This window comes from Nocardioides sp. CPCC 205120 (assembly GCF_048654585.1).
In the GTDB taxonomy this organism is placed as follows: domain Bacteria; phylum Actinomycetota; class Actinomycetes; order Propionibacteriales; family Nocardioidaceae; genus Nocardioides.
In genome coordinates this window covers 1-12,348 of record NZ_JBMCYY010000001.1, presented here as the reverse complement: position 1 = coordinate 12,348, position 12,348 = coordinate 1, and the positions used below count along the sequence as shown (strand labels likewise).

The 12,348-nt window shown below is 73.6% G+C and carries 11 protein-coding genes; 7 read left to right on the top strand and 4 right to left on the bottom strand.

Translation table 11 applies throughout. The annotated features are described in order from the left end of the window. Positions 1-40 precede the first annotated feature (40 nt). Positions 41-1,066 carry a helix-turn-helix transcriptional regulator gene (locus ACOACO_RS00055; RefSeq protein ID WP_420294223.1) on the bottom strand — a complete coding sequence of 342 codons (1,026 nt, stop codon included), beginning with the start codon at positions 1,064-1,066 and terminating at the stop codon, positions 41-43. Positions 1,067-1,168: 102 nt separating this feature from the next. On the opposite strand from ACOACO_RS00055, the gene ACOACO_RS00050 reads away from it, so the two are divergent. Beyond that, entirely contained in the window at positions 1,169-1,600 is a 432-nt protein-coding gene (locus tag ACOACO_RS00050; protein ID WP_420294222.1) for a VOC family protein, read from the top strand. A 131-nt stretch (positions 1,601-1,731) separates the two neighbouring features. Then, the gene (locus ACOACO_RS00045) at positions 1,732-2,244 is read left to right on the top strand and encodes a pyridoxamine 5'-phosphate oxidase family protein (protein ID WP_420294221.1); all 513 of its coding nucleotides are present in this window, start codon (positions 1,732-1,734) and stop codon (positions 2,242-2,244) included. A gap of 104 nt (positions 2,245-2,348) precedes the next feature. Here the strand turns inward: ACOACO_RS00045 and ACOACO_RS00040 are convergent, their stop codons facing one another. Beyond that, the gene (locus ACOACO_RS00040) at positions 2,349-3,248 is read right to left on the bottom strand and encodes a bile acid:sodium symporter family protein (RefSeq protein ID WP_420294220.1); all 900 of its coding nucleotides are present in this window, start codon (positions 3,246-3,248) and stop codon (positions 2,349-2,351) included. A 105-nt stretch (positions 3,249-3,353) separates the two neighbouring features. On the opposite strand from ACOACO_RS00040, the gene ACOACO_RS00035 reads away from it, so the two are divergent. The 3 genes from ACOACO_RS00035 to ACOACO_RS00025 all read left to right on the top strand — a co-directional run bounded on the left by ACOACO_RS00035 (position 3,354) and on the right by ACOACO_RS00025 (position 6,149). Next, positions 3,354-4,634 carry a Fic family protein gene (locus tag ACOACO_RS00035; RefSeq protein WP_420294219.1) on the top strand — a complete coding sequence of 427 codons (1,281 nt, stop codon included), beginning with the start codon at positions 3,354-3,356 and terminating at the stop codon, positions 4,632-4,634. Between the two features lie 70 nt (positions 4,635-4,704). Beyond that, complete coding sequence (locus ACOACO_RS00030; RefSeq protein WP_420294218.1) at positions 4,705-5,700, top strand: ADP-ribosylglycohydrolase family protein; 996 nt, start codon at positions 4,705-4,707, stop codon at positions 5,698-5,700. Then, a complete protein-coding gene (locus tag ACOACO_RS00025; protein ID WP_420294217.1) occupies positions 5,697-6,149 on the top strand; it encodes a MarR family winged helix-turn-helix transcriptional regulator in 453 nt (150 codons plus the stop codon). The genes ACOACO_RS00030 and ACOACO_RS00025 overlap by 4 nt, the downstream gene beginning before the upstream one ends. 81 nt (positions 6,150-6,230) lie before the next feature. Here ACOACO_RS00025 and ACOACO_RS00020 read toward each other — a convergent pair whose 3' ends face one another. Both ACOACO_RS00020 and ACOACO_RS00015 read right to left on the bottom strand, forming a co-directional pair. Then, complete coding sequence (locus ACOACO_RS00020; protein WP_420294216.1) at positions 6,231-7,679, bottom strand: MFS transporter; 1,449 nt, start codon at positions 7,677-7,679, stop codon at positions 6,231-6,233. Between the two features lie 129 nt (positions 7,680-7,808). Further along, a complete protein-coding gene (locus ACOACO_RS00015) occupies positions 7,809-8,675 on the bottom strand; it encodes a DUF4190 domain-containing protein (protein ID WP_420294215.1) in 867 nt (288 codons plus the stop codon). 196 nt (positions 8,676-8,871) lie between these two features. On the opposite strand from ACOACO_RS00015, the gene ACOACO_RS00010 reads away from it, so the two are divergent. Both ACOACO_RS00010 and tyrS read left to right on the top strand, forming a co-directional pair. Continuing rightward, positions 8,872-10,521, top strand: a complete 1,650-nt coding sequence (locus tag ACOACO_RS00010) for an NERD domain-containing protein (RefSeq protein ID WP_420294214.1) — start codon at positions 8,872-8,874, stop codon at positions 10,519-10,521. Positions 10,522-10,632: 111 nt separating this feature from the next. Further along, complete coding sequence (gene tyrS, locus ACOACO_RS00005; protein ID WP_420294213.1) at positions 10,633-11,904, top strand: tyrosine--tRNA ligase; 1,272 nt, start codon at positions 10,633-10,635, stop codon at positions 11,902-11,904. Positions 11,905-12,348 lie beyond the last annotated feature (444 nt).

The window sequence follows — 12,348 nt, the reverse complement described above, 5'->3', positions numbered from 1 at the left end:
CGAAGGGCCGTCACCCCACGGGGTGGCGGCCCTTCGCCGTTCACTCGTCCCGCCCGCGGCTCTGCCCCGCCACCCGCCCGCACCGCTCGCCCAGCACGCGGAACGCCTCGACGAGCTCGGGCGGACCGACCACCTCGAGGTCGGCGTCGTACCGCAGCAGGGAAGCCGCCAACGCCGGCCACGACCAGGCGCCCTGGGTGACCCGGGTACGCCGCTCGCCCACCGCCTCGGCCACGCCGTCGCCGACGAACGGAGACACCTCGGCTACGGGCAGGTCCACCACCACCTCGCCGACGCACGGCCACCCGGCGCCCGCCTCCGGGGCGGAACCGCGGAACCGCCCGACGACGTACGTCGCGACGTCCACCCCGCCCGGCAGGTCACGCGGCGCGAACCGGGGTCCGTTCGGCACCCGCGGGGTGATGCGGTCCGCCCGGAACGTCCGCCACTCGGCGGCCTCGAGGTCCCAGCCGACGAGGTACCACCGGCCCCGCCACGTCACGAGGTGGTGCGGCTCGGCCCGCCGCGGGGCCGCGTCGGGCTCGCCTCCGGCGCCGCTCGAGGACACGTAGTCGAACCGCAGCACCTCCCGGGCGTGCACGGCCGCGCCGAGCGCCAGCAGCACCGCGCCGTCCACCGCGGCCCGGCGCGCCCCGTCGCCGAGCGGCGCCTCGACCGCCTCGAGCGGCAGGGCGTCGAGCCGGTGCCGCAGCCGCCCGGGCAGCACCTGGCGCACCGAGACGAGGGCGCGCAGCGCGGCCTCGCCCACCGCCGTACCGAGCCCGGCACCGCCCTGGGCCACCACCTGCAGCGCGACGGCCAGCGCCACCGCCTGATCGTCGTCGAAGAGCAGCGGCGGCAGGTCGGAGCCGGCGTCGAGGCGGTAGCCGCCGTCGGGCCCCTTCGTCGCCGTGATGCGGTAGCCGAGCTCCCGCAGACGGTCGACGTCGCGCCGCACCGTCCGGCCGCTGACCTCGAGCCGCTCGGCGAGCACCTCGCCCGGCCAGTCCCGCCGCGACTGCAGCAGGGACAGCAGCGCGAGGAGGCGCGACGAGGTCGTGGGCACGCCACCAGGATGCCGGAAGAACAGGACACGTCCTGGCCTCTACCCCCGCCAGTGTGGCCCCCGAGGCGGTCACCAGGACCGCAACCACTCCGAGGAGCACCCGTGAGCATCAGCACCGTCACCCACGTCAACCTGCGCGGCACCGCCCGCGAGGCGCTGGCCTTCTACCGCTCGGTCTTCGGCGGGGAGCAGACCGTCGTCACCTACGGCGACGCCGGCCAGGCCACCGACCCCGCAGGCGCCGACGAGGTCATGTGGGGCCAGGTGGTCTCCGGCGACGGCTTTCACGTCATGGCGTACGACGTGCCCGCCGACCGCCCGCACGAGCCGGGGATCGCGCCGTTCTTCGTGTCCGTGCGCGGCGCGGACGCCGACGAGATCACCCGCTACTGGGAGGCGCTGACCGCCGACGGGAGCGGCACGAGCGTCGTCGTGCCCCTCGCGCCGGCGGGCTGGGCGCCGCTCTACGGCATGGCAACCGACCGCTTCGGCGTCACCTGGGTGCTCGACGTCGCGGTCGCGTACGCCGGCTGAGCCTGCGGACGGCGCCGAGCAGGGCGGCCCGGTGAGCGCCCGGGCCGTCCACGCCCCCGGCGTACCTTCGGAGAGGACCGGCTCGACCCGGCCCCGCGCGGCGGAGCCTCTGCACGAAGGGGATGAACTGCATGACGCACCACGACCACGACGCCCACGACGACGTCGCCAAGGTCGCGGAGCTCGTCGACCAGGCGCGCATCGCGATGCTGACCACGATGACGTCGGAGGGCCGGCACGTCAGCCGGCCGATGGCGCTGCAGGACGTCGAGTTCGACGGCGACCTTTGGTTCTTCACCTACGACGACTCGCCGAAGGCGGCCGAGGTGCGCACGCACCCGCAGGTCAACGTCTCCTTCTCCGACGACAAGCACAACGCCTGGACGTCGATCTCCGGCGCCGCCGAGCTCGTCCACGACCGGGCCAAGGCGGAGGAGCTGTGGGCCGCGCCGCTCGAGGTCTGGTTCCCCGAGGGCCTCGACACCCCGAACCTCGCGCTCATCAAGGTGCACGTGGAGACGGCGGAGTACTGGGAGGCGTCGCAGTCCCGGGTGAAGCGGCTGATCGGTGGCGTCCGCGCCGCCGTCACCGGTGACCCCGGCAAGTTCCCCGCCGACAACCGCACCGCCCGGCTGGACACCTGATGAGCGGCCGGTTCACGCCCACGCGCCTCGTCTCCGCCGCCACCGTGCTCGTGGCGGACCTGAAGGACGACTGACCTGCCGGCAGCCCCCGTCGTACCGCTCCCTCAGGGGAGCGGGGCGGCGGGGGCCTCCTGCTGCTCGGGCTCCTCGACCACCAGGTGGCGCAGGGCCAGGCCGGCGGCGAAGCCGAGCGGGAACATGATGACGCCGTAGACCGCGGCCGGCACGGCCAGCTTCTCGCTGTCGAGCACGCTCACCGCGACGGTAATCGCCAGCGTGCTGTTGTGGATGCCGACCTCGAACGCCGACGACATCGCCTGCCGGGCGCCGACGCCCGCGGCGCGGGGCACGACGTACCCCAGCAGCAGGCTGCCCACGCAGAACAGGGTGGTCACGAGCCCGACGTCGGCGAGGTAGTCGCCGATGTCCTCGCGCTCCGCGAGCAGGGCGCCGACCACGACCAGGGCGAGCACCACCGCCGACGCGATGCGCACCGGCTTGTCGGCCTTGGCGGCGAAGCCGGGGGCGGAGCGGCGCACCGCCATGCCGATCGCCACGGGCACGAGCACGATGGCGAACACCTGCAGCGACTTGCCGAACTGCAGGCCGATGTCGCCCGCCCCCGACGGGTCGAAGTAGCCGATCGCGAGGTTGACCACCAGGGGGAGGCTGGCGACGGCGATGACCGAGTTGACCGCCGTCAGGGTCACGTTGAGCGCGACGTCGCCGCGGAACAGGTGGCTGAACAGGTTCGCGGTCGTGCCGCCCGGTGACGCGGCGAGCAGCATCATCCCCACCGCCAGCAGCGGGTCGAGGTCGAGCGCCACCACCAGCCCGAAGCAGAGCAGCGGCAGCAGCACCAGCTGCGCGGCGAGCGCCACGACGACCGGCTTGGGCTGCCGGCCGATGCGGCGGAAGTCGTCGACCGTCAGCGACAGGCCGAGTCCGAACATGATGACGGCGAGCGCGAGCGGCAGGCCCACGGTCAGCAACGAGGTGTCCACGGCTCCTCCTGGGTGGGTGGTGGGCTGACTGTGACACGGATCACTCACCGTGTCCTGTCGTTCGACCACCCTGGTCGGCGCGCCGCGCCGTGCCAGACTCGCCCCGTGGAGCCGCACCTCGCGCCCGACCCCGTCGCCGACGCCACCGACTGGCCGGCGCACGGGACCGAGCGCCGGCCCTGGCGCTCCCAGTCGGGCCGCGGTCCGCGCGCCGACCGCGACGTCCGCTCGATCGACGTCCGGCTCCCGCCGCGCATCGCCGACGAGGTCTACGAGCCGAGCCGCGCCCTGCGCACCCATCTCGCGACGGCCCTCGACGGGCTCGTCCGCCTCGACCAGGTGCACGGGCGCAACCTCGGCGCGCTCAACCAGCTGCTCCTGCGCACCGAGTCGATCGCCTCGTCGAAGATCGAGGACGTCGAGGCCAGCCTGTCCGACTACGGCAAGGCCCTCGTCGGTCAGCGGGCCAACGCCTCGGCGGTGTCGATGGCGGCGGCGACCGAGGCGCTGTCGGGGATGGTGGTCCGCGCCGGTACGGCGGGCGAGCTCACCGCCGAGGGGCTGCGCCGGGCCCACCACGACCTGTTCCGTCGCCACCCCGACCACGCCCGCAACGCCGGCACGGTGCGCGACCGGCAGAACTGGATCGGCGGCAGCGACTACTCCCCGCGCAACGCCCTCTTCGTGCCGCCCCCGCCGGAGACGATCGACGACTACCTCGCCGACCTCTTCGCGTTCGCGAACCGCGACGACGTGCTCCCGCTCGCGCAGGCCGCGATCGTGCACGCCCAGTTCGAGTCCGTGCACCCCTTCGTCGACGGCAACGGCCGCATCGGCCGCACCCTCATCCACGCCGTCCTGCGCCGCCGCGGCGTCACCCGCCACCTCACGGTGCCGATCGCCTCGGGGCTGACGGCCCACCGCGAGCGCTACTTCGAGGCGCTCGGCGACTACCGCCGCGGCCGGGCCGCGACGATCATCGGCCTGCTGGCCTCGGCCACGATGTGGGCCACGCACGAGGCCCGCCGCACGGTGACCAGCCTCCAGGTCGTGCACGACGACTGGCGGGAGCGGCTCGACCACCCCGAGCCGGGTACGCCGCTCGCCCGGTCCCTGCGCGTGCTCATGGCCGAGCCGATCGTGACGCCGGGCGTCCTCGCGGCCCGCCTCGATCTCGACGACGCCGCGGTCGACGACGTGCTCCGCCGGCTCCACGCCGCCGACGTGGTCGCGCCCCTCACGCCGCGGCGCGCCGACCGGGTGTGGGGCGCCCACGAGGTGCTGGACGAGGTCCGCGACCTCAACACCCGCATCGAGTCGCTCAGCCTGCGCGACGCCGGCGACCGGCGCGACGGCCCCGTCTGGGCCCGGGCGTGGGGCCGCTGACTGATATTGTGATACAGACAATAAGTCGGGTAGCGTGGTCCGGGATGCACTCGGCGAGACGGGGGACGGCATGACCGCGACGTGGACCGGCGACCAGGTCGACCGAGGGGTCGGCGTGCTGCTCGCGAGCGCTGCGGGCGACGCGCTGGGCGCCGGCTACGAGTTCGGCTCGGCGCCGCTGCCGCCGGCGGGCACCGCCCCGCGGATGATCGGCGGTGGGCTCGGCGGCTTCGCCCCGGGGGAGTGGACCGACGACACGGCGCAGGCCCTCGCCATCGCCGAGGTCACGGCGACCGCGGTCGACCTGCGCTCCGAGCCCGCGCTCGACGCGGTGGCCCAGCGCTTCGCCGACTGGTTCGCGGCCGGCCCCGCCGACGTCGGCATCCAGACGAGCGCCGTCCTCGCCGGCGCCGGTGCGACGACCACGGCGGCGGCGATGCGCGCCTCCGCCGCCCAGGTCCACGCCCGCACCGGCCGGTCGGCCGGCAACGGCTCCCTCATGCGCACGGCCCCCGTCGCGCTCGCCCACCTCGACGACCCCGCCGCGCTCGTCGAGGCGGCGCACGCCGTCAGTGCCCTCACCCACCACGACCCGCTCGCGGGCGAGGCGGCTGCCACCTGGTGCCTGCTCGTGCGGCACGCCGTCCTCACCGGCACGTACGACGGGGTGCGCGACGAGCTCGCCTACCTCCCGCCCGCGGCCCGCGACCGCTGGACGGCGATGCTCGACGAGGCGGAGGCCCGACCGCCGTCGACCTTCACCGAGAACACCTGGGCCGGGGGAGCGCTGCAGGCCGCGTGGTCCGCGATCGTCCACACCCCCGTGCCGGCCGACACCCCGGCCGCGCACCTGCAGGACGCCCTCGCCACGGCCATCCGGATCGGCAACGACACCGACACCGTCGCGGCGATCGCCGGCGCCCTGCTCGGCGCGCGGTGGGGGGCGGCCGCCGTACCGGGGGAGTGGGCCGACCTCCTCCACGGCTGGCCCGGTCGGTCGGCCGGCGGGGACGCGCGGGGTCTCGTCGACCTGGCCACGCGGACGCTCCGGGGGACGGCGCCGTGAGCGAGGACGCCCAGGAGGCCGTGCTCGAGGCGCTCGGCCCCGAGGTGATGCGCCTCGCGGCGCGCCGCACGACGTCGTACGAGGGGTCGGTGCTCGACCAGTCGGCCTTCCGGATCCTGTGGCGGCTCGTCCTGGACGGGCCGAAGACCCTCGCCGACCTGGGCGAGGAGCTGCAGCTCGAGCGCTCCACCATCAGTCGCCAGGTCAGCGCCGCGGTCACCCGCGGGCTCGTCGAGCGCACCGCCGACGACGACCTGCGGGTGCGCACCGTGCGCCCGACGGCGGCGGGCCTCGCGGCCTACCGCAACGACATCGCGCTGCGCGCCGCCGTGTGGGGCGAGGCGGTCGCCCAGCTCGGCGCCGACCGCGCCCGGGCGCTCGCCGAGGAGCTGCGGGCCTTCAACGACGCCCTCGACCGCGCGCACGGCCATGACGCCCCCGAGCGCTGACCCTCCCCCGGGGTACGACGACGGGCGCGGCCCGGCGTACCGGTGCCGCGCCCGTCGGGGTCGCGGTGATGACGAGGTGGCTCAGGCGACCTCGGCGGCCTCGCGGTCGGCGGCGGGCGCCGTGCCGGCGGGCTGGGCGCGGCGCGGGATGAACGCCGCGATCGCGATGCCCAGGAACGCCGCGATCGCGCCGGCGGCGAAGCAGAGCTGGAACGCGCTCTGGGCGGGGATCTCGACGCCACCGCCCAGGGAGTGGGTGCGGCTGGTCAGGATCGTGCCCATGACGGCGGCCGCGATCGTCGTGCCCATGGAGCGCATGAGCGCGTTGAGCCCGACCGCGGAGGCCGCCTCGCGGGCGGGCGCCGCGTCGAGGATGAGCGTCGGCATGGCCGCGTAGCCGATGCCCACGCCCGCCGAGGAGACGCAGGAGGCGACGAGCAGCTGCCACGGCGCGTCCATCATGAACAGCGCGACGAGGTAGCCCACGCCCAGCACGAACGCGCCGGCCATGAGGGTCTGCTTGGCGCCCACGGTCGTGATGAGGCGGCTCGAGATGGGCGCGAACACCATCATCATCAGGCCGGCGGGGGCCATCCACAGACCGGCCGCGAGGATGCTCTGCCCGAGGCCGTAGCCCGTCATCTCCGGCAGCTGCAGCAGCTGGGGGACGACGATCGACTGCGCCATCATGCCGAAGCCGATCGCCACCGCGGCGATGTTGGTCATCAGCACCGGCATGCGCGAGGAGGTGCGCAGGTCCACCAGCGGGTCGTCCTGGCGCAGCTCGTAGGCACCCCACGCGAGGAGCACGACGATGCCGGCCACGATCGCGCCGATGGTGCGGGCGTCGCCCCAGCCCCAGGTGGTCGCCTTGGAGATGCCCACCAGGAACGAGACGAGCCCGACCGCGAGGCCCACGGCGCCGACGACGTCGAGGCGCCCGGGCTGGGCGTCGTGCACGTGGGGGATCGCCACCCAGGTCAGCACGAGGATGACCGCCGCGAGCCCCGTGGCCACCCAGAAGAGGGCGTGCCAGTCGCCGACCTGCACGATCCACGCCGACAGGGGCAGGCCGATGGCGCCGCCGACACCGAGCGTGGCGCTCATCGCGGCCGTCGCCGTCGCGGCCAGGTGGGGCGGCGTGACCTCGCGCATCAGCGAGATGCCGACCGGGATGAAGCCCATCGCCAGGCCCTGCAGGGCGCGGCCCACGAGCATCGGCACCAGGCTGTCGGCCATCGCGCAGACGAGCGAGCCGACGACCAGGATCGCCGCGGAGGCCACGAGCACCCGCTGCTTGCCGACGAGGTCGGCGATGCGCCCGGCGACCGGCATCGCCACGCCGCCGGCGAGCAGCGTGACCGTGACGACCCACGCGGCGTTCGACGCGCTCGTGCCCAGCAGCTCGGGCAGCTCGGACTGGATGGGGATGACCAGGGTCTGCGTCAGGGCGGCGGCCAGGCCGCCGACGCAGAGCACGACGACGGCAGCCATGGGGCTGGCGCCGGCCGGGCGGGTGGGTGTGGACACGGGGCTCTCCTCGAACTGGACGACCCGTGCACCATACACATGCTTGTCATTGACAACTATTGGTACGGCGTGAGGCCCCGGTCACAGCGGGGCCGGACGCCCGAGCGCCGGCCCCGTCCGACGACCCGCTCAGTCGAACGACCAGTAGGCCCGACGGCCCTCGAACGAGAACGTCTTCTCGACGTACAGCCGCGGCTCCGCGAGCGCCGCCTCGGGGACGTCGAAGCACACGTCGAAGGCCCCCTGCCCGCCGGTCGTCAGCGTCGGCACGTCCATGGCCGCGCGCGGCGTGACCGCCGCGCAGGTCGACTCGTCGTAGTTCCGGGCGTCCGAGCCGACCAGCACCGTCGACAGGTCGAGCCAGGGGTCGCCCTCCTCGTCACCGAGGTAGGTGACGTCGAGCGAGGCCAGGACGTACCGCCCGGCGGGCGGCTGGTTGAACTGGTTGGCCCCCGCCACCGCGTCGTCGGCGGCGCCATCGACAGCCGTCACGGTCACGTCGTACTCGCCCACCCGGGCCGTCTGCCCGAGCGTGAGGACGTCGTCACCCTCCTCGGCCGACGAGAGCTGATCGGCGTCGTCCTCGGAGACGGCGGAGTCCCCGTCGAGCTCGTCCTCCGCCTCCTCGACCGACTGCTCGATCTCGTCCCCGACCTCATCCAGGACGGCGGAGTAGAACGCCTGGGTGGCCAGGACACCGATGAAGGCGACCAGGCCCAGGATCCAGCCGGCGCGCGCCCGGCTCAGGCCGCCGGAGCGGCCCTTCTTCGCGCGGCGAGCAGCGACGAGGCCCAGCACGATGGCGACGACGGCGATGACGGCCGCGACGTTGTTGATGATCGGCACCCAGCACAGCGCCACTGCGACGATGCCGAGGACGAGGGCAGCCACGGCCATCCCCGACGACTGCGGGGCCGGCGGCCGCCCGCCGTCGTACCCGCCCGGGTGCACCGGCCCGTACCCGCCCTGCGGCGGCGGCCACTGCGTCGCGCCCACGGGCGCATCCTGCTCCTGCACTACTTTCGACCCCCCGATTGAAGGATTGATCTGCTTCGGACGGCCTGAACCGTGCAGGAGCCCGCCGACACTTCGGCGGACGCGGTCTAGGCCACCGCCCGCATCGACCGGCACGCGACCGGTCACGACCACCGATCCGCCGACGTACCGGCAGCCGGCGTGGAAGGCTGCGCCCGTGGTCACGCTGATCCCCGAGGACCCCCAGTTCTCCACCGAGTCGGAACGCCTCGTCTGGGAGGCGCTGAAGGACGGGCTCGGGGAGCAGGACGTGCTCCTCGCGAACCTCCGGCTGACCGACCAGGCCAAGGACCACGAGGTCGACCTGCTCGTGCTGATGCCCGACGTCGGCTGCCTGGTGCTCGAGGTCAAGGGCAGCTCCGTGTGGTACGACGACGGCTGGTGGATCAAGCGTGGGGGCGCGGACGTGCGGATCCGTCCCGTCGACCAGGCCAGGGACGCGAAGCACGCGTTGAAGGCGTACGTCGCACGCGACCCCCGGTGGGGGTCCCGTCCGCACGTCGCGTGGGCGCACGGCGTCGTGACCCCGTTCTCTGCCTTCGACGACTCCGACCACCCGGACCTTCCTCGGTGGGCGCTGCACGACCGCGACGACCTGGCGACACTCGCCCAGCGGGTGCGCGACAACGCGTGGGGCCTGCGGCACAACGCGACGCCGCCCTCGGTCGAGGACGCTGAGGACATCGCCGAGATCCTGTCCGGGCGGCTGCCGACGTCCTACGACGTCAACGCCGAGGCCGAAGAACGCGCGGCCACGGCCGACCGCCTGACGCAGGAGCAGGCGACGATCCTGGGGGTGACCCGGCTGCTGCACAGGGTGGAGGTGCGTGGGGGCGCCGGGAGCGGCAAGACGGTGCTGGCCTTGCAGCAGGCGAAGGAGCTCTCCCGCGGACGCGCGGGACGGACGGCGCAGCGCGTCGCCCTGCTCTGCTACTCGATCGGTCTGGCGGAGCACCTCAAGCGGGAGGTCGCCCGGTGGCACCGCAAGGACCGGCCGGCGTTCGTCGGCACCTTCCACGAGCTGGGGCGGCAGTGGGGTGCTCCCGACGGGGACCGGGAGGACAGCGCCTTCTGGGAGCACGGCCTGCCTCGGCACATGAGCGCGCTCGCCGGGGAGCTGGCGGAGCGGAAGAAGTTCGATGCCGTGGTCGTCGACGAGGCCCAGGACTTCGCCGACGACTGGTGGACCCCGCTGCTCCGAGCCCTCCGCGACGACGAGACGGGCGGCCTCTACGTCTTCTCGGACGAGCACCAGCGGATCTTCGCCCGCTTCGGCCGACCGCCCGTCGCACTGGTGCCCCTCGTGCTCGACCACAACCTGCGCAACACCCGGCAGATCCACGAGTCGTTCGGCCCGCTGGCGCCGACGCGCATGCGTCCGCGCGGCGGGGAGGGGCCCGCGGTGCGCTTCGTGCCGTGCACGCCGGACGAGGCCCTCGACGCCGCCGACGACGAGGTCGACGCCCTCCTCGACGCCGGGTGGGCAGCGGGGAACGTCTGCCTGCTGACGACCGGCCACCGGCACCCCGTGCAGATCCAGACGACGCAGGCGCGGGGCCACGAGGGGTACTGGGCCTCCTACTTCGACGGCGAGGACGTCTTCTACGGCCACGTCCTGGGGTGCAAGGGGCTGGAGCGCCGCGCCGTCGTCCTGTGCCTCAACGAGGACGGCGAGCGCGACCGGGCCCGCGAGCGGCTGTACGTCGGGATGTCCCGCGCCACCGACCAGCTCGTGGTGGTGGGTGACCCCCGGGTGGTCGCGCGTGTCGGCGGCCCCGAGGTGGCGCGTCGGCTCGGCCTGGCCTGAGCAACGGTCCGCGACCGGTACGGCGCCACCCGATGCGGCACACTGGCCCCCGGGCCGGAGGTGCCCACCGCCGGCGAGGTGCGCCGGCGTACCTGCGAGAAAGGCTGTCTGGTGTCCACGCAAGCGAACGTCCTCGACGATCTGGAGTGGCGCGGTCTCATCGCGAACTCCACCGATCGCGACGCCCTCCACTCCCACCTGGGCTCGGGCAGCGTCCGCTACTACGTGGGCTTCGACCCGACGGCGCCCAGCCTCCACATGGGTCACCTCGTGCAGGTGCTGACCGCGCGCCGGCTGCAGGAGGCGGGGCACACGCCGTACCTGCTCGTGGGTGGGGCGACCGGCCTCATCGGTGATCCCCGCGACTCGGGGGAGCGCACGCTCAACGCGCTCGACACGGTGAAGGAGTGGGTGGAGAAGGTCCGCGGGCAGCTCGAGCCGTTCCTGTCGTTCGAGGGCCCGAACGCCGCGACGATGGTGAACAACTACGACTGGACCGCGTCGTTGTCGACCATCGACTTCCTGCGCGACATCGGCAAGCACTTCCCGGTCAACCGCATGCTGGCGCGCGACACGGTCCGCCGGCGCCTCGACTCGGGCATCAGCTACACGGAGTTCAGCTACGTGCTGCTCCAGTCGATGGACTTCCTCAACCTCCACCGCGACCACGGGGTGACGCTGCAGTTCGGCGGCTCCGACCAGTGGGGGAACCTGACGGCCGGCGCCGAGCTCATCCGCCGCGTCGAGCAGGGGCACGCGCACGCGTTCAGCACCCCGTTGCTGACGAAGTCCGACGGCACCAAGTACGGCAAGACCGAGGGGGGAGCGCTGTGGCTCGACCCCGAGATGCTGTCGCCCTACGCCTTCTACCAGTTCTGGCTCAACGTCGAGGACGCCAAGATCGGTGAGCTCCTGCGGGTGTTCACCTTCCTGAGCCACGACGAGATCACCGACCTCGAGGCCCGCAGCGCCGAGAAGCCGTTCCTACGGCTCGGGCAGAAGGCCCTCGCCCGCGAGGTGACGTCGCTGGTGCACGGCTCCGAGGAGACCGACCGCATCGAGGCCGCGTCGGCGGCCCTCTTCGGCGGGGGCGACCTGCACGCCCTCCCGGGGACTACGCTCGGCGCCGCCCTGGTCGAGGCCGGGTCCGTGACCTCGCCCGCGGGGGACGGACGCCTGGGGGTCGTCGACCTGCTCGTCGAGGCCGGGTTGGCGAAGAGCAAGGGCGAGGCGCGCCGCACCATCTCCGAGGGCGGCGCCTACCTCAACAACGAGCGCGTGACCGACCCCGACCTGGTGCCCGGGCCGGACGACGCGCTCGACGGCGGGTGGCTCGTGCTGCGCCGCGGCAAGAAGAACCTCGCCGGCGTCCAGCTCGTCTGACCCGACCGACCTCTGATCGACACCCCCCGTGGGCCCGCCTCGTGCGGGCCCACGGCCGTTCCCGGGGACCGGTACGGCGGCCCTCCCCGCCCGCGGACGGGGTGTCAACGGCCTGTGCGCCAGGTCACGCCGCCAGCGTTTGACGGCCCTCGGGTCCCGGCGTAATGTTCTTCCTCGTTGCCCGGAACGCGACGGGGAGCAAGACCGAGAGGTCGGGCTTCCGGCGCGGGTGACCACCACAAACTGAGCAGGCCTCGGAAGAGGTTGGAATCGCTGCGTGCGAAACCAGCTGATAATGAGGTTTACGAAGTATGCGGTGAATCGGACGAAACACCCCGAGTTTGCATCTGGGAAATCATCCGGTAATGTTTCACCTCGCAAGCCCCGAGGGGCCGGAGAGATACCGGCCAAGCGGTGCGCGTGTGATTCTTGAGAACTCAACAG

What these genes read in the sequence shown, in the direction of transcription:
- ACOACO_RS00045 (WP_420294221.1), top strand. Translation starts at nt 1,732, where the DNA reads ATGACGCACCACGACCACGACGCCCACGACGACGTCGCCAAGGTCGCG.
- ACOACO_RS00030 (WP_420294218.1), top strand. Translation starts at nt 4,705, where the DNA reads ATGACCGCGACGTGGACCGGCGACCAGGTCGACCGAGGGGTCGGCGTG.